Raw genomic sequence first — 16289 nt, forward strand, 5'->3', positions numbered from 1 at the left:
TTTGTTTGAACATGTTGCGTTTTTCCTGTATAATGAAATACAACAGCATCGGTGTGCCGGGAGAGCATCCGGTTTTCCCCCTGCCCTGATCATACATTCTCTTGCCTGCCGGAGATACCAAAAGGAAGGAAAGAAGGAAAAGCAGAATGCCAAAAGCAAAATACGACTACATTTACAGAGATTTAAAAGAAAAAATTGAAACGGAAAGCTATTCCTATCAGGATCTGCTTCCCTCCGAACACATACTGGTACAGGAATACGGATGCTCCAGAAACACCGTGCGCCGGGCACTTGCGGAGCTGGCCGCAGACGGCTATGTACAGCCTATGCAGGGAAAGGGCGTCCGAAATATTTTTCAGCCCGTAGAGCAGACCGCTTTTACAGTAGGCGGAATCGAATCCTTCCTGGAGTCTGCCGCCCGAAACCATCAAAAGCCCAAGACAAGGGTTCTGCAGTTTGCGGAGCTGGAAACGAATGAAAAAATCTCCCGGAGAACCGGATTTTCTGTAGGAACACAGCTCTATTACCTGCAGCGCCTGCGGTACCTGGACGGGATCCCGCTGATTCTGGATCACAATTATTTTCTAAAGGAGCTGATTCCGGGACTGACGCCAGAGATTGCGGAGCATTCCATCTATGAGTATCTGGAGCAGGACCTTGGCTTTACCATTTCCACCAGCAAGCGGACTATGACTGTGGAACATGTCACACAGATCGACGAAACCTATCTGGATATGAACGATTACAACTGCATGGCCGTCATCACCAGCCAGACCTTCAATGCTGACGGCATTCAGTTTGAATACACTCAGTCCCGCCACAGGCCGGATCATTTTCAGTTCCAGGATGTGGCCACGAGGAAAAAGGGCGGCTGAATTCTTCCACCGCACGTCCTCCGGCAGAGTCTCTTTCCCGTCCCCAGTCAATCTTACGCTGCGCAAAAAGCCCGCGGCCCGAAAATTCGGGCCGCAGGCTTTTTCCTTATAAAAACATATTCCGGAATATGCACCGCAACAGCGGGCTGGGGAGATTTTCACTGCCCCGATTCCGTCGCTTAATATAATATACGCATCTGTTCCGCATGCGTGAAGACCAGATCCATTCCTGCCATTCCCATCGCAAACAGTACAAGCAGGATCAGAAGGAAAATCGCGGCCCCATCATAGACCAGCCTTTCCTCTGCCCTCCGGCTGCTGAGCAGCACCTCAATGCCCAGGGAAATAAAGATCAACGGCCAAAGGCGGAAAATCAGCTCATAATCCAGTACCGGAAAAATCATTTCCAGCAGAAACAGCACGCCCATGACTACCAGAACCAGGCCAAAGGTCACGGTTCCCACCCTATGCGTTCGTGTCGTCCGTTTCTCTTCCATTTGCTTCTTCCTCCTTCTCCTCCCCGTCCAGAAGCTCCTTCTTCTTTCCGCGGATCATCCAGACGCCTGCTACGATGATCGCAATGCCAAGCACTGTCTGCGGAATCCGGTAGCTGATTGTATAAACAATATCTTCCAGGAAATCCGGAAGCAGGTACCAGAGCAGATCCAGGAGATTGTTCCACAGAATTGAAACGCCAATCAGAATCAGTACCACTGCCGCCAGCTTACGGTAACGGGATTCTCCCATCTTATTCCAGAGCTCCTTTCCGGAGCCATCCAGGTGAAACAGATAGTCATCTTCCAGTGCATAAAATTCTTCGTCATCCATAGCTCTCAGGTTATGAGCATGGAAGAAGGCATAAAACCATACTACGATGTCCGCCAGTACAAAAATACTCTGGCCAAAAAATCCTCCTATAATAAACAGTCCGAAAAACAGACCCATCAGGCTGATGCCCATCTTCATAAAGCCCATATACATCTCCGCCGCTCCTGGCAGCAGGGAGAAAATAAATGTCCAGAAACCACTCTTTTTCTTTGTCATATTCCTAATCCTCCGTTTGCCCATTATGATTCAAATACACATTCATGCTGTTCAGCATCCGGTTCATAGTCCGCATTCCCTGATTCAGCTTGTTTCCAATAGATTCCTCCTGCTGCACCGCCATTCCCGCAGTGCCGCTCATCTCCGGCATTTCCTTCGGCACCATCAGCACCAGAAACAGCGCCATCACCACGGCCGCCCCCACCTTCAGGCTATAGTAGAAGAATTGAAGCTTCTTTGGAATCTGCCGTGTCTGTACCCGTATCTGGTAATCCAGGCTTTGGGATCTCTCCAGGATCTCCTGCTTCATGTGAACGGGCGCAGGAAGCAGTCCTTCCGCCTCCACCTGACGAATCAGCTGTTCTGTATAGGCTTCCAGTTCTTTTTCCGTCATCTTATCTGTTCTCATGCGCTTCTCTCCTCCTTCTTTCCGTATTTTTTGCGGAGCATGCCCCGCGCTCTATAAATCTGTGTCTGCACCGTCTTTACATTGCGTTCTCTCTTTTCGGCGATTTCACCCACGTCCATCTCATAATAATAGTAATCCAGCGCAATCTCGTCGTACGGCGGCTTCAGCTCTTTGCAGGCCTGATACAGCTCTTCCCTGACCTCCTGCTCCAGATAATTCTCCTCCGGCGATTCCTTCGTATCCTCCTGCCAGGAAAACCATTCGTCCTCTGTGGGAACGCTGCGCCTTCCTGCCGCTTTCAGATAATCCAGACATTTGTTTGTCGCAATCCTGCAGATCCACGCCTTTTCATGACGTCCGTCGAAGGAGGAATACTTTTCATAAGCGGATAAAAATGTCTCCTGGGCCAGGTCCTCGGCCGCAAAATAATCGCCCGTCATCTTGTAGCAGATTGAGAACACAAGACTCTGATATCTGTCTATCAGCTCTTCCAGCTTCTCATCCCTGTTAATCTCATCCGCCTCCCCTCCTGCTCGCATTTTGCTACTTTTGCAGCTCCTGTTTTTCTTATTTTCCCTTGTTCATCTATTATAACGACGGCTGTTTTCGGATCTCTTCACTTTTATCAAAAAAATTTGGAGTTTTATATAAACGGACGGCTTTCGCCTTTCCTTATCCTGTGTTCGGACATTTCACGGACAGCTGTGTGCTCCCTGACGGACCAAACGTCCGCAGGTATCCCACAGCTGTTCGCGAAAAGCCGGACACTTGGATAAGGAAAGGCGAAAGCCTGGCCTATGTAAAACTCCAAAGTGTTTTGCTTGTCTTGTACATACCGCTGATACACAGTATAGAAATAGCCAGCCGCAGAACTCTGTCTTCTTTATCCTAATTCCCGGAACAGTGCAATACTTTCTGTCACTTCCTCCTGTGTATCAGTATAATACGTAATCTCTAATACAGATCCATCTAAAAACGTGCCCATAATCATAGAACAGGATATGGACGTTTCGGCACCTTTCTCCTGCCGTCAGGACAAATGCTTCTCAAATTTTCCTTCAACTGCTACATTCTCCTTGCTCACCAGAAACGCTGCCGGATCTACCTGGCGCAGCTTGTGCTTCAAAGCTGATAACTCGTGCTTTGAAACAACCGTAAAGATAATGTTCGTCTCCTGATTTGTATAGCCGCCTCTGGCTTCCCAGTAGGTCACGCCCCTGACCAAATCCGTCAGAATATAGGCCATAACCCTCTGCGGCTCCTCCTTGGTAAAGATAAATACCCCTGTGCTGATGTTCTGGGTATGGGTTTTGTCCAGCGCCAGCGCGCTGGCGGCGCTGTAAATGATACAGTAAATGACAACTTTAATATCAAACAGCAAAGCACAGGCCAGATAAATACAGCAGTTTATGATCAGGTTCAGCCGCCCTACGCTGAATTCCTGATGACGCTTTGTGATAAACATTCCCAGAATGTCCGCGCCTCCGCTGCTGCCTCCTCCCCGGAGGGCAATTCCCATTCCGGCACCTGCCAGGATTCCGCCCATCAAACTGGCCGTGATGGTGTCCTCCACAAGAGGCGCAGCCGGAATCGGGATCAGAGTCAGGAACAGCGTCTGGCTGAAAATACAGATCACCGTCCGGATAAAAAAACCTCTCCCTATCGAAAAATAGGCCAGAAAGAACAGGGGAATATTCAGCACAAAGTTGATAATACCCGCTATGTCTGTACCGCCCATGCTGAAGTCCGTGTACCTTATCAGAAGCGTACGCAGAATCTGGCTGATTCCCATGACGCCGCCGCTGTAGAGATCCGCGGGCACAATAAAGGTATTGACGCCTACAGAATAAATAAACATGCCAACCACTGCTATCAGGAGCCGGACTATATCCTTTCTCTCAAGCTTCCAGAGCATATCGTCGGCTGACCGGTGTAGCTTTTTCCGCTCTCTGCTCAAAATACCACCCTTCCGCCATCAAACGCCTTAATGCTGGCCTGGGCATATACAGGAATCCCCTGGCTTTCCAGCTTCTCTCTTCCCGGCTGAAAGGCCTTCTCGATCAAGACGCCAACGCCAGCCACCGTAGCGTGGGCCTTTCGAATCAGGCGCACCGCCCCTGTAGCCGCCTCTCCGTTCGCCAGAAAATCATCTACGATCAGCACATGATCTGAATCTGAAATATAATTTTTCGCAAGCGTCAGCTGGTAGGAGATATCCTTGGTATAAGACACCACCTCTGTCTGCCAGACCTGCGTCCCCAAATTCTCCGCATTCTGCTTCTTCAAAATCACCAGGGGAACTCCCAGCTCTCTGGCTGTAAAGAGCGCAGGCGCGATCCCGGAAGACTCTATCGTAAACACTCTCGTCACTCCCTGTCCCCGGAAATGCTCCGCCATATCCTTTCCCAGCTCTTCCATGAGAGCGGCGTCCACCTGATGGCTGACAAAGCTGTCCACCTTCAGTATATCCTCTCCCAGTACCTGCCCTTCCTGTAATATTTTATCTTCCAGCAGCTTCATTTTTCTGTCCTGTCCTTTCCTGTCTCATTTTTTGTCCCGGCTGTATTTTTATTCCGTTTTTTCCGCGCTGTCCGGTACTCTGCCGTCAGGCCAGACGATCTTCGGCAGCGCCGTCTTCACCTCTTCATGAAGAGCCACATCTGCTTTCTCATCCATAAAATGCTTGGACGCGCTGATGATAATCATGGTCTTTCCATGGAAATACTGTACATACCCGTCACAGAGGCCCGAATTGATCGACGTCCCGAGAAGCAGCAGCACCTCTGCCTTTGAAATCTCCCCTACTGCCGTCGTCATCATCTGGTTATCCACCTGCTCTCCGAACAAAAGCACCTTGGGACGCACCGGCACCATGCAGTCCTCACACAGAGGAACCTTTTTGGAATCGCGCATATATTCCATCGAATACTTTTTGCCGCAGCGCGGGCATTCGTTGTCATAAATGGTGCCGTGCAGGTTCAGAATCTTCGTGCATCCCGCCCTGCCTGGAAGATTATGTACATTGTTCGCGATACTGCACTGCAGCTTTCCTCTTTTCTCCAGCTCAGCCAGTGCGTAAAAGCCGTCGCTCGGCTGCAGGGGCGGCATCAGCATATATTTTCTGTAGTAGTTGAAAAACGTCTCCGTACGGTTCGTATAGAATACGGAAGAAAAAATCTCCTCCGGAGAATACCCATACTCCTTTTCTACCTGATAAGCAATTTCCGGAGCCCTGAGGCTTGGCATCCCCGACTCCTTCATCATATCGGTGCCGCACATAGCTACTGTATAACTGCTCTTATCCAAGATGTCACGAATCATTTCATACTTATTCATAAGGAAACCTCCGTGAAAATATCATTTTGACAGCATCCGCAGCCCTTTCCTGCCAACATCTTACTGCCTGTTTTTATTGTGCCATCTTCCGTCATTTATGTCAATATTTTTCCACTATTCTTTTACTGTTTTATCAAATATGCACAAAACCCTCCGGTACAAAATCCTGGGGACACTGTACCGGAGGGTTCTCCTCTGCTATTGATTAAATGCGCGCTACGCCTGATTTTCTCGCAGCCTCAGCTACAGCCTCAGCTACAGCCTTGCCTACTCTCGGATCAAACGCTGCCGGAATGATATAATCCTCAGACAGCTCGTCCTCAGAGATCAGATTTGCAAGCGCCTCAGCGGCAGCCATCTTCATCTCATCATTGATATCTCTGGCACGCACGTCGAAGGCTCCGCGGAAGATTCCCGGGAACGCCAGCACATTGTTGATCTGGTTCGGGAAATCGCTGCGGCCCGTAGCGATGACTCTCGCTCCGCCTGCCTTTGCCTCATCCGGATAAATCTCCGGCGTCGGGTTCGCGCATGCAAAGATAATCGCATCCTTCGCCATCGTCTTTACCATCTCGGTGGTCAGGCTGCCCGGAGCGCTCACGCCGATAAATACGTCCGCGCCCTTCACGATGTCAGCCAGGCTGCCGTGAATCTTGTCCGGATTCGTGATCTTTGCCATCTCCTCCTTGATCGGATTCATGCCCTTCTCACGGCCCTCATAGATAGCGCCTGTGCGGTCGCACAGAGTCACATTCTTAATTCCTGCGGCAATCAGAAGCTTGGTGATGGAAATCGCGGCCGCTCCTGCTCCATTGACAGCCACCTTGATCTCCTCTTTCTTCTTTCCTACCAGACGGAGAGCGTTGGTCAGGCCTGCCAGGGTGATGACAGCCGTTCCATGCTGGTCGTCATGGAAGATCGGAATATCACATTTTTCCTTCAGCTTCTTCTCGATCTCGAAGCAGCGGGGAGCGGAGATATCCTCCAGGTTGACACCGCCGCAGCTGCCGGAGATCAGGTAAATGGTATTGACAATCTCATCTACGTCCTTGCTCTTGATGCAGAGCGGGAATGCGTCTACGTTGCCGAACTCCTTAAACAGCACGCACTTTCCTTCCATAACCGGCATGCCTGCCTCCGGTCCGATATCGCCAAGGCCCAGGACAGCCGTTCCATCTGTCACTACCAGACAGGTATTCCAGCGGTTTGTGTACACATAGGACTTGTCAATGTCCTTCTGAATCTCAAGGCAGGGCTGCGCCACGCCCGGTGTGTAAGCCAGAGACAGATCCTCCTTTGTCTTTACCGGAACTCTGGACTTAATCTCAAGCTTTCCTCTGTACTTCTCATGAAGCTCGAGGCTTCTCTCTGCAACAGTTTTTTCTGCCATCGTCTTAGTTCTCCTCTCATATTTGCACTTACACCCGCATCCGGAATCGCATTTCAGGATTCAGTATCCAAAGACCGGATTTTACCTGTCCGAAGAGACAGCTGCGGGACTCCGTTGTTCTCAACCACTTTATAATAATACATTTTTCCAGTAAGGTAAAGCATTTCTTTTCATTGCGGGCTATTTTTGCGGGTCATTTTGAAAGCTTATATCTCTGGTCATTCCCGCTCACCCCTTTACCCGGAGTCCTTTGGGATAATGATTTTTCAGCATTCCTCCCGCCAGCTTTCCCCAGCCGACAGGATATCCGTCTACAAGAACCAGCGTCCAGCCCTTTTCCCCGGCTCTGCCGCCTTCTGCTTTCGTATCCGCAGCTTCCATTTCCAGGCTTTCTCCCCTCAGATATGCCCGAATCTCCTCCGAATCTCCCGGGAAAGAGCAGGTGCGGACCGCGTCCCCTGCCTGCAGCGCAAGAGCAAGCGCATGGGCGGGCTCAAACCGGTTCTTTTTCACAGTTCCCAGATGGAGGCCTGCCCGCAGGACCTTAAGCCCCTCCAGATTCATACCGCAGGGGAGCAGAAACAGCTGTTCTCCAAAAAGAAGGAAGGTCCCTTCCGGGGCATGAACCAGATTTTCCCGGGCAAATTCCCGGTACAGCTGAACCGCTTCTTTTTCCGCAGCAAAAGAAACGGACTTTCGGGCCCGTCCGGATTTCCTTTTTTCTTCCGCCGCGCCACAGCCTTCCTTCTGAAGCACTGCCGCATAATGGCCTTCCCCTTCCAGCCGATGAGGCCAGAGCCGGAATGTATTTTTTATCTGTGCCTGAATCTCCTGCGGGACAGCCTCCGTCCCGCGCCGCGCTGCCGCCCACTCCGGACGTCCGGGACAAAAGGCTTCACAGGCGGCCACCGTTTTCACAGAAAATTCCGGATGCCGGCAAAGGAACTCTGTGATGCTTCCCTCGTCCTCCTCCGGGGCAAAGGTGCAGGTTGAATATACCAGCACGCCGCCGGGACGCAGCATCTTCGCCGCCTGCTCCAGAATGCCCTGCTGCCGTTCTGCGCACATGCTTACATTTTCCGGGCTCCACTGAAGCAGAGCCTGCTCCTCCTTGCGGAACATGCCCTCACCGGAGCAGGGAGCGTCCACGACAATCCGGTCAAAAAATGCCGGAAACCGTTCCGCCAGCCTTTCCGGCGTCTCATTCGTAACCACAGCGTTCGGGATCCCCATCCGTTCTACGTTGGAAGAGAGGATCTTCGCCCGGGCCGGATGAATCTCATTGGAGATAAGCAGGCCCTCTCCCTTCATGGCAGCTGCCAGCTGCGTAGTCTTCCCGCCAGGCGCCGCGCAGAGGTCGAGGACCCTTTCCCCAGGCAATGCGCCTGCCAGAACGCCCACCGCCATGGCGCTGGGCTCCTGGATATAATAGAGTCCGGCCTCATGCCACGGATGCTTTCCAGGCCTGTCCTCCCCGCCATAGTAGAAGCCGTTCTGCGCCCAGGGAACCGGACGCAAGGCAAAGGGAGAAAGCCGCTGAAATTCCTGCAGCGGTATCTTACAGGTATTTATCCGCAGAGCCTGATAAGGCCCATGCTCATAGCTCTCCAGGAAAGCGGGAAACTCCTCTCCCAGGAGCTCTTTCATTCTTTCTTCAAATTTCTCCGGAAGCTTCATGCTCACCTTTCCTCACAGACCTGGAAAATATAGAATTTCAGATAATAGGATTCATCCGCCGCCCAGAGAATCGGATGATCCGGAGCCTGCGTCCGGTATTCTACCTGCTTAAGCCGCCTGTGGACACTTCTCGCCGCCTGCTGAAGCGTCTGCGTAAAGAGCTCATAGGTCATAAAATGGGAGCAGGAGCAGGTCGCAAGAAAGCCTCCGTCCCGCACCAGCTTCATACCGCGCATATTGATCTCCCGGTACCCTTTGACCGCATTTTTTACCGAGCTGCGGGATTTTGTAAAGGCAGGCGGGTCAAGGATAACCACATCATAGCGTTCCCCCTTCTTCTCCAGCTCAGGCAGCAGATCAAAGACGTCCGCTGTCTGGAAATGCACGCGGCTCTCCAGGCCATTCAGTCTTGCATTCAGCTCTGCCTGGCGCACACCCAGCTCAGAAGCATCTACCCCCAGCGCCTCTCTGGCCCCGGCTATTCCTGCATTCAGAGCAAAGGAGCCTGTGTGGGTGAAGCAGTCGAGTACCCTTGCGTCCCGGCAGAGCTTCTGCACCGCCAGGCGGTTGTATTTCTGATCCAGAAAGAAGCCGGTCTTTTGTCCATCCTTTACGTCCACCAGATACCGCACACCGTTTTCCACAATCTCAACGTTCGTATCAAAGGGATCTCCGATAAAGCCCTTGACGCGCTCCATCCCCTCCTTTTCCCGCTCCTTTGCGTCACTTCTCTCATAGACGCCGCGGATCCGGATTCCATCCTCCAGAAGAGCCGCCTTCAGCTCCTCCACAAGCACTTCCTTCCAGCGGTCCATGCCAAGGGCCAGCGACTGAATCACCAGCACATCGGAGAACTTATCCGCCACAATTCCCGGCAGAAAATCCGCCTCCCCGAAAATCAGACGGCAGCTTCCCGTATCCACGGTCCTCTTTCTGTACTCCCAGGCATCCCGCACTCTTTTCCTCAGAAGCTCCCGGTCAATCTCCTGAGCCGGGTTTCTGGTCAGCATGCGCACCCGGATCTTGGAATGACGGTTGATAAAGCCCTTTCCAAGGCCATAGCCGTCGAAATCACGGACCTGGACGATATCCCCGTCCTCAAAGCTTCCCATTACAGATTCTATCTCATTATCATAGACCCAGGCGCCTCCAGCCTTCAGCGCCCGGCCCTCTCCCTTTTTCAGCGTTACTATCGCAGCTTCCATTTTCACACTCCATTCTTCGCACAGATATCCGCAAGGCAGCAGCGCTCGCAGTGAGGCTTTGTCCGCGCCGTACATACGTCCCGGCCATGGTACACCAGCCTGTGGCAGAAATCGCTGCCCTCCTCCGGCGGAACGAGCTTCCAGAGAGCCATCTCTACCTTTTTCGGCTCTTTGATATTGTCCACCAGCCCCATCCGGTTCACCAGCCGGATACAATGGGTATCCGTCACAATCGCCGGCTTTCCAAACACGTCTCCCATGATCAGGTTTGCGCTTTTTCTCCCCACGCCCGGAAGCTTCAGAAGCTTGTCAAAATCGTCCGGCACCCTTCCATCATACTGCTCCATCAGGATTTTCATGCAGGCGCTGATATCCCGGGCCTTGCTGTGCCCCAGTCCGCAGGGCTTTACAATCGCCTCAATATCCTCCACCGGAGCCTCCGCCAAAGCCTTTACATCCGGATATTTTTCATACAGCTTTTCCACCACTACGTTCACTCTGGCGTCTGTACACTGCGCCGCCAGGCGGACGCTCACCAGAAGCTTCCAGGCCTGGTCATAATCCAGTGTGCATCCCGCATCCGGATACTCCTTTTTCAGCCTCTCTATGATTTCCAGCGCAAGCTTTTCTTTTGTCATATTCATCCCTCTTCTTCTTTTATTTTCCACACGTTCATTCGCCCTCGCTCACTCCGGCCCCAGCGCCCGGCCTGACTTCTCCTCCACTCTTTTCAAGGCGCGGTTCACTCTGTCCGCTGATCTGCTCTTCAGCTCCTCCAGCTTCCCATCAAGCGCCTCTCTGTCCGCTTCTGTCTCCAGCATTTTTTCCAGCTCCTCTGCAGATTCTCCGTCCCAGAGATGCGCCTGCGCGCCCACCTCTTCAATCAGCGCGCTTATCTTCGGATACTTGGCTACCGTACAGAACCGTTTTGCAAACAGAAGGGAGAATATCGTACCGTGAAACGTCGTCGTCACACAGCACTCTGCCCCCGCGACCAGACCTGCGAAATCCAGAGGAGAAGCAGAAACTGCCTCGTCGGCAATATCAATATCCATGCAGGCGGACACAATTCTGTACCCGTGCTTCCCTGCAAACTCCTTCAAGAGCCTGCTCTGCGCCTCCGTCAGCCCATATGTGTACACAAGCATATAGTTCCCGGGGAGCTTAAGGCTCTCATGCTTCCGGAAAATAGCTCTGTCCACCATCAGCGTCGGGTCGCAGACCAGCTCCGGAGCCCGCCCTGTAATCTCTTTTATAATCTCCCCGGTATGTCTGTCGCGCACCAGAATCTCGTCAAATCCCCGGATCGCTTCCTCCAGCCGCGGATATTTGTCAAAGTCTTCCCGCTGTGCATTTCCCGCGCTGACTGCAGCCGCAAGCTTTGCCTTCCCGCTCCCATAGCTAGCGCAGGCATAAAACGGAACATCCAGATTCAGATTGTTCAAATTCCAGATTTCATCACTGCCGCACACCAGGCAGTCTATATCAGAAAGCTCTCCGGGTCTCCGAAGGCGGAACTGCTTCCACGCCTCCTGGTAATAAGGAAACTGGCTCCTGTAATACCTGTTTTCTCTCTGAATTCTTTTTCTGTTTACCGTATATTTCAGGCAGGTTCTCCAGATCCTTCTGACGAATCCGCACTCCTCCTCCGGCTTCCTTGTCGTAAACAGGGCGAGGTTTTCCTCCTCTGTCATCCTCTGGACAAAATACACCTGATGCCCCTGCTCCTTCAGATACGCCTGCATCGCATATGCCTGCAGAAAGGAGCCGAAATTGAGACCGTCATAAACCGTAACTACCGCAATTTTCATTATCCATACCTCATGCTTTCTCTTTTTCTGCCGCCCAAAAGCCTGCACGCGGCAGAAGCTCCGCATGTGATCCAGTATAATAAAAAAACCGGCAAATGTCTACTCATGAACCGCAATCTCTCTTGTTATTTCCCGGCGGTTATGATAGAATATCGAAGGATATAGATTTCGAATATCTCATGCCTATGGAAGCATAGCTCAGCTGGGATGAGCGCTCGCCTGACTAGCGGGAGGTCAAGGGTTCGAGCCCCTTTGCTTCCACTTTGGCGCCAGTTCCGGGGAGGAGTGCGGTTTCGCCCGTATCGCCGGTGTCCGGTCTCACACATCTATTATCCCGAGAACACGCGGCGGCTGGAGCCTTTTCAAGCATTCTCTCTGCCGCTGCGGCTAGCGGAGTACCAGAAAATACATAAAACGGGCTGGTCCTGTAAAAACTCAGGGCGGGACGCCTGCAGAAAATCCTCTGCAGGCGCCCCGCCCTGAATTCTTGCGCAGCCTGCTGCTTTCCAGCCATAAGCCCCGCCAAAATCTGCGCACAAAAAGAGCCCGCTCCGCGCAGGCTCCGTATCTTTTCGAGGGAGTGGGGGCTTCCTCTCGGAAGTCCCCGAGTGTTATGAATGAAATACTGATATGTGTTCTTGCTACATGTTTAATATACCAGTAATTTGTGACTAATCTATGTACTCCCTCTAAAAAATGTATAAAGTGGATTAAGAAATTCTTACGAAAGACGAAAGAAATCAAAAACTGCAGTTTTCCTCTACAATACCTTGGACAGGAAATCCTGAAGCCTCGGATCCTTCGGATTTTCAAAGAATTCCTTCGGGGTATTCTCCTCCATGACAGCTCCCTCATCCATGAATACCACACGGGTTCCCACCTCTCTGGCAAACCCCATTTCATGGGTGACTACGACCATCGTCATCCCCTCATCTGCCAGCTTCTTCATCAGCTCCAGCACCTCGCCCACCATTTCCGGGTCGAGCGCTGAGGTGGGCTCATCGAAAAGCATTACCTCCGGATTCATGGCAAGAGAGCGCACAATGGCAATTCTCTGCTTCTGCCCGCCGGAAAGCTGCGCAGGATAAGAGTCTGCCTTCTCCTCCAGATTCACCAGCTTTAAAAGGCGCATAGCCTCAGCTTCCGCCTCGTCCTTCGTCTTCAGCTTCAGCTGCACGGGAGCCAGCATAATGTTCTTCTTCACAGTCAGGTTTGCAAACAGGTTAAAATGCTGAAATACCATTCCCATCCGCCGTCTGATCAGATTCACGTCCACACCTGGAGCCGTGATTTCCTGCCCGTCAAAGATGATAGAGCCGCCTGTAGGCTGCTCCAGCAGGTTCAGGCAGCGAAGAAAGGTCGATTTTCCAGAACCGGACGGCCCTACGATCACCACCTTTTCTCCCGGGCTGATGTGCATGTCAATGCCGGAGAGCACCTGATTGTCTCCAAACGTCTTCTTTAATCCCTTAACGTAAATCACTCTGTCTCAGCCTCCTCTCCAGTCTGCCCAGAACCCAGGACAGGAAAAGTACCATAATAAGATAAATCACCGCGATTGCGATATAGGGAACAAATGCCTGATAGGTTTTCGCCTGAATCAGCATGGCGCCCTTAGTCAAATCCTTCAAGCCGATGACAGTCACCACAGAGGTTTCTTTCAAAAGTGTGATCAGCTCATTTCCCAGAGCAGGCAGAATATTCTTAATCGCCTGAGGAATGATGACAAAACGCATCGTCGTCGCATAATTCAGTCCCAGAGAACGGCCCGCCTCCATCTGCCCTTTGTCAATAGACATAATGCCGGAACGGACAATCTCCGCCACATAAGCTCCGGAATTGATGCCGAAGGACAGAATCGCACAGCGGATCATGTTCCCGTCTGTAGCCCGGGCGCTGGCCCAGATGACAAACCACATGATCAAAAGCTGTACCAGCATAGGTGTACCGCGGATTACCGTCAGATACACCTTGCAGATCCCGTTCAAAAGCCGCAGCACAATACTTTTTTTCTTCTCCGGCTGCTGATCATGGGCGGAGCGTATGATTGCCACAATCACACCCAGCACCAGGCCCAGGATCAGTGCAAAAACCGTCACAAGCAGAGTGACGCCAATGCCTCTGACAAAATACTGATAATTGTTATCCAGAATAAAGGTCTGATAAATTCCCAGCTTCAGTTCTTCTATAAATTCTCCCACGCCGCATGGCCCCCTTTCGTAACAGCGTCCGTGTACAAAGGGCAAACCAGCTCTTCCTTTTGTCCCTTGTATACTGACGCTATAAAACGAGGGTGTTCCATCTGCTGCCTGAACACCCTCGCTGATGCTCTTGAATTTCAGATTTTCAAGCTGAACAGGTACGCCTCACACTTCCTGCGTCCGGCTCCATGCTCTTTCTCTTTTCTGCCGATTCTCTTACTCTGCAGAGATGTACTTGTCAAGAATACCCTGAACTGTGCCATCCTCAATCAGCTCATTCAACGCCGTATTGATCGCGTCCTTCAGTCCCGTGTTATCCTTGGATACGGCAATTGCGTAATCCTCCACAGCGTACTCTGTATCCAGAATCGTCAGCCCCTCGTTAGCCTCCACGAAGCTGAGGGCCGGCTGCTGGTCAATAACGACGCAGTCTACCTTGCCGTCCATCAGAGCCTGTACCGCTGTCGCTCCATTCGGATAAGGAATTACATTCTCATCGCCATAATCTTCTGTGCAGTACTGCCATCCGGTCGTAGACTCCTGCACACCGATCAGTTTTCCTTCCAGATCATCTACAGAGGCAATCTCGGATCCTTCCGGTACGATAACCACCTGAACGCCAGTCGCATAAGAGTCTGTAAAATCTACATTTTCCAGTCTGTCCGGCTCAACGGTCATTCCGGCAATACCTACATCTACCTTGCCAGTCTGAACTGCAGTGATAATGGAACCGAAGTCCATATCTACGATTTCCAGGGTCAGGCCCAGCTTTTCAGCAATCGCCTGGGCAACCTCAGCATCGATTCCTACAATAGCGTCCCCCTCATAGTACTCATACGGCGGGAATGCCGCATTCGTACCCATGGTAAGTACACCCTCTGTCGCAGTTGTCACTTCTCCGGCCGCTGCGGTGTCAGCAGCCTCCTCTGTATCTGCCGCAGCCGTCTCATCCTCTGCCGCTTCTGTCTCATCCGTAGTCTCTTCCACAGCAACCTCTGCGTCTGAAGTCACAGTCTCATCTGCCGTGCCAGATCCGCAGGCCGCAAGTGAAAAGCACATTGCACCTGCCAGTAATACAGCCACCAATTTTTTCATAGTATTTCCTCCCATTGATTAAAGTAAGTGAAATCTACTATGCTATGCGTAAACATTTCACTCTGCTACATTTTATCATCATTTCAGAAAAAAGCAAGAGACAAGACGTATAAATCCGAAGAAATCCTGCATAAATTTTCGTTTTTCATTCATAACGTCCCTTAAACTACCCTTCCGTTCGACATTGACAACCCGGCGGAGTGTGGTATACTGATAATCTAAAAAGCGGCATTTACTTTCTTCTCGAAGACTGAAATGCCGGGAAATGAGGATTTTAATATGAATATTTTGGAATGGCTGAAGGTTCTTCTTCTGGGCATCGTGGAGGGCTTGACAGAATGGCTCCCCATCAGCAGCACAGGCCATATGATTCTCGTAGATGAATTTATTCACCTGAATGTAAGCGATGAATTTAAGGAAATGTTCCTTGTGGTGATTCAGCTGGGAGCGATTCTTGCTGTAGTTGTCCTTTATTTCTGGAAGCTGTGGCCCTTTACCACTCCCTCCAAGGGCCTGTTCAAAAAGGATACCTGGTCGCTCTGGTTTAAGGTCATCGTGGCCGCGCTCCCTGCCGCTGTCATCGGCCTTCCCTTTGACGATCAGATCGACGCCCTGTTCTATAATTATCAGACCGTGGCTGCTACACTGATCCTCTACGGCATACTCTTTATCGTCATTGAGAACCGGAACAGGAACCGCAGGCCAGTCATCAACAGCTTTGAACAGCTGAGCTACCCGACAGCTCTCCTTATCGGCGCCTTTCAGGTTCTTTCCCTGATTCCCGGTACCTCCCGCTCCGGAGCCACTATTCTGGGCGCCATGCTGATTGGAGCATCCCGTTACATAGCTGCAGAATTCAGCTTCTTTCTGGCGATTCCGGTCATGTTTGGAGCAAGCCTTCTGAAGCTGGTGAAATTCGGATTTAACTTTACCGGGACAGAGCTGGCGGTTCTGCTGGTGGGAATGGCCACAGCCTTCCTTGTATCCGTCCTGGCTATCAAGTTCCTGATGAGCTATATTAAAAAGAACGATTTCAAAGCCTTCGGCTGGTACCGGATTGTGCTTGGAATTCTTGTAATTGCATATTTTCTGATCGCCGGCTGACGCCGCACGGCAAAAAGCAGCGGGATACCAAAATGATATGATACCCTCAAGTAGGACACTAAAATATAAAAACCTACTTGGGGGTATTTTATGTCCAGAAAAAGCAAAATTGATGCAGTAGAAAAAGTAAAAATTGTAGAAC

General features: G+C 51.3%; 17 protein-coding genes and 1 tRNA gene. 3 read left to right on the forward strand and 15 right to left on the reverse strand.

Going from position 1 to position 16289, the window contains the following annotated elements:
- The first annotated feature begins 146 nt into the window (after positions 1 to 146).
- On the forward strand, positions 147 to 875 hold the full coding sequence (treR, locus tag B5E77_RS15690) for a trehalose operon repressor (protein WP_087166306.1): 729 nt from the start codon (positions 147 to 149) through the stop codon (positions 873 to 875).
- 179 nt (positions 876 to 1054) lie between these two features.
- On the opposite strand, the gene B5E77_RS15695 is transcribed toward treR, so the two are convergent.
- From B5E77_RS15695 to B5E77_RS15750, 12 genes are all read right to left on the reverse strand, one after another.
- Complete coding sequence (locus B5E77_RS15695; RefSeq protein WP_087166307.1) at positions 1055 to 1372, reverse strand: LiaI-LiaF-like domain-containing protein; 318 nt, start codon at positions 1370 to 1372, stop codon at positions 1055 to 1057.
- Positions 1341 to 1919 carry a hypothetical protein gene (locus B5E77_RS15700; protein ID WP_204248075.1) on the reverse strand — a complete coding sequence of 193 codons (579 nt, stop codon included), beginning with the start codon at positions 1917 to 1919 and terminating at the stop codon, positions 1341 to 1343. The genes B5E77_RS15695 and B5E77_RS15700 overlap by 32 nt, the downstream gene beginning before the upstream one ends.
- A 4-nt stretch (positions 1920 to 1923) precedes the next feature.
- Entirely contained in the window at positions 1924 to 2328 is a 405-nt protein-coding gene (locus tag B5E77_RS15705; RefSeq protein ID WP_087166308.1) for a hypothetical protein, read from the reverse strand.
- On the reverse strand, positions 2325 to 2867 hold the full coding sequence (locus B5E77_RS15710) for an RNA polymerase sigma factor (RefSeq protein WP_087166309.1): 543 nt from the start codon (positions 2865 to 2867) through the stop codon (positions 2325 to 2327). The genes B5E77_RS15705 and B5E77_RS15710 overlap by 4 nt, the downstream gene beginning before the upstream one ends.
- A 491-nt stretch (positions 2868 to 3358) precedes the next feature.
- Positions 3359 to 4285, reverse strand: a complete 927-nt coding sequence (locus B5E77_RS15715; RefSeq protein WP_242963783.1) for a YitT family protein — start codon at positions 4283 to 4285, stop codon at positions 3359 to 3361.
- Complete coding sequence (locus tag B5E77_RS15720; protein ID WP_087166310.1) at positions 4282 to 4848, reverse strand: xanthine phosphoribosyltransferase; 567 nt, start codon at positions 4846 to 4848, stop codon at positions 4282 to 4284. Before B5E77_RS15720 ends, B5E77_RS15715 begins: the two co-directional genes overlap by 4 nt.
- 48 nt (positions 4849 to 4896) lie before the next feature.
- Positions 4897 to 5664 (reverse strand): SIR2 family NAD-dependent protein deacylase, encoded by a 768-nt coding sequence (locus tag B5E77_RS15725; RefSeq protein ID WP_087166311.1) that lies wholly within the window; start codon positions 5662 to 5664, stop codon positions 4897 to 4899.
- A gap of 205 nt (positions 5665 to 5869) precedes the next feature.
- The gene (locus B5E77_RS15730; protein ID WP_087166312.1) at positions 5870 to 7054 is read right to left on the reverse strand and encodes an NAD(P)-dependent malic enzyme; all 1185 of its coding nucleotides are present in this window, start codon (positions 7052 to 7054) and stop codon (positions 5870 to 5872) included.
- Between the two features lie 228 nt (positions 7055 to 7282).
- Positions 7283 to 8731: an RsmB/NOP family class I SAM-dependent RNA methyltransferase gene (locus B5E77_RS15735; RefSeq protein ID WP_204248076.1), complete on the reverse strand. Its 1449-nt coding sequence runs from the start codon at positions 8729 to 8731 to the stop codon at positions 7283 to 7285.
- Between the two features lie 2 nt (positions 8732 to 8733).
- Entirely contained in the window at positions 8734 to 9936 is a 1203-nt protein-coding gene (locus B5E77_RS15740; protein ID WP_087166314.1) for a class I SAM-dependent rRNA methyltransferase, read from the reverse strand.
- Between the two features lie 2 nt (positions 9937 to 9938).
- Positions 9939 to 10574, reverse strand: coding sequence for an endonuclease III domain-containing protein (locus B5E77_RS15745; protein ID WP_087166315.1), 636 nt, complete (start codon positions 10572 to 10574; stop codon positions 9939 to 9941).
- Between the two features lie 48 nt (positions 10575 to 10622).
- A complete protein-coding gene (locus B5E77_RS15750) occupies positions 10623 to 11747 on the reverse strand; it encodes a polysaccharide pyruvyl transferase family protein (protein ID WP_162609724.1) in 1125 nt (374 codons plus the stop codon).
- A gap of 187 nt (positions 11748 to 11934) precedes the next feature.
- Between B5E77_RS15750 and B5E77_RS15755 the strand changes: the two genes are divergently transcribed.
- A tRNA-Val gene (locus tag B5E77_RS15755) sits at positions 11935 to 12008 on the forward strand.
- Between the two features lie 499 nt (positions 12009 to 12507).
- On the opposite strand, the gene B5E77_RS15760 is transcribed toward B5E77_RS15755, so the two are convergent.
- The 3 genes from B5E77_RS15760 to B5E77_RS15770 form a co-directional block, all read right to left on the reverse strand.
- Positions 12508 to 13230, reverse strand: coding sequence for an amino acid ABC transporter ATP-binding protein (locus B5E77_RS15760; RefSeq protein ID WP_087166317.1), 723 nt, complete (start codon positions 13228 to 13230; stop codon positions 12508 to 12510).
- On the reverse strand, positions 13217 to 13948 hold the full coding sequence (locus tag B5E77_RS15765; RefSeq protein WP_242963785.1) for an amino acid ABC transporter permease: 732 nt from the start codon (positions 13946 to 13948) through the stop codon (positions 13217 to 13219). Before B5E77_RS15765 ends, B5E77_RS15760 begins: the two co-directional genes overlap by 14 nt.
- Positions 13949 to 14164: 216 nt before the next feature.
- On the reverse strand, positions 14165 to 15043 hold the full coding sequence (locus B5E77_RS15770; RefSeq protein ID WP_087166318.1) for an ABC transporter substrate-binding protein: 879 nt from the start codon (positions 15041 to 15043) through the stop codon (positions 14165 to 14167).
- 279 nt (positions 15044 to 15322) lie between these two features.
- Here B5E77_RS15770 and B5E77_RS15775 point away from each other — a divergent pair, with 279 nt between their 5' ends.
- Complete coding sequence (locus B5E77_RS15775) at positions 15323 to 16147, forward strand: undecaprenyl-diphosphate phosphatase (protein ID WP_204248077.1); 825 nt, start codon at positions 15323 to 15325, stop codon at positions 16145 to 16147.
- The last annotated feature ends 142 nt before the right edge of the window (positions 16148 to 16289 follow it).

Origin of the sequence: Lachnoclostridium sp. An131, from assembly GCF_002160825.1 — a bacterium.
Classification (GTDB): Bacteria; Bacillota; Clostridia; order Lachnospirales; family Lachnospiraceae; genus Laedolimicola.

Bases quoted from the DNA above. Each gene is read 5' to 3' on its own strand.
- treR (WP_087166306.1), top strand. From the start codon at position 147: ATGCCAAAAGCAAAATACGACTACATTTACAGAGATTTAAAAGAAAAA.
- B5E77_RS15695 (WP_087166307.1), bottom strand. From the start codon at position 1,372: ATGGAAGAGAAACGGACGACACGAACGCATAGGGTGGGAACCGTGACC.
- B5E77_RS15700 (WP_204248075.1), bottom strand. From the start codon at position 1,919: ATGACAAAGAAAAAGAGTGGTTTCTGGACATTTATTTTCTCCCTGCTG.
- B5E77_RS15705 (WP_087166308.1), bottom strand. From the start codon at position 2,328: ATGAGAACAGATAAGATGACGGAAAAAGAACTGGAAGCCTATACAGAA.
- B5E77_RS15710 (WP_087166309.1), bottom strand. From the start codon at position 2,867: ATGCGAGCAGGAGGGGAGGCGGATGAGATTAACAGGGATGAGAAGCTG.
- B5E77_RS15720 (WP_087166310.1), bottom strand. From the start codon at position 4,848: ATGAAGCTGCTGGAAGATAAAATATTACAGGAAGGGCAGGTACTGGGA.
- B5E77_RS15725 (WP_087166311.1), bottom strand. From the start codon at position 5,664: ATGAATAAGTATGAAATGATTCGTGACATCTTGGATAAGAGCAGTTAT.
- B5E77_RS15730 (WP_087166312.1), bottom strand. From the start codon at position 7,054: ATGGCAGAAAAAACTGTTGCAGAGAGAAGCCTCGAGCTTCATGAGAAG.
- B5E77_RS15735 (WP_204248076.1), bottom strand. From the start codon at position 8,731: ATGAAGCTTCCGGAGAAATTTGAAGAAAGAATGAAAGAGCTCCTGGGA.
- B5E77_RS15740 (WP_087166314.1), bottom strand. From the start codon at position 9,936: ATGGAAGCTGCGATAGTAACGCTGAAAAAGGGAGAGGGCCGGGCGCTG.
- B5E77_RS15745 (WP_087166315.1), bottom strand. From the start codon at position 10,574: ATGACAAAAGAAAAGCTTGCGCTGGAAATCATAGAGAGGCTGAAAAAG.
- B5E77_RS15750 (WP_162609724.1), bottom strand. From the start codon at position 11,747: ATGAAAATTGCGGTAGTTACGGTTTATGACGGTCTCAATTTCGGCTCC.
- B5E77_RS15770 (WP_087166318.1), bottom strand. From the start codon at position 15,043: ATGAAAAAATTGGTGGCTGTATTACTGGCAGGTGCAATGTGCTTTTCA.
- B5E77_RS15775 (WP_204248077.1), top strand. From the start codon at position 15,323: ATGAATATTTTGGAATGGCTGAAGGTTCTTCTTCTGGGCATCGTGGAG.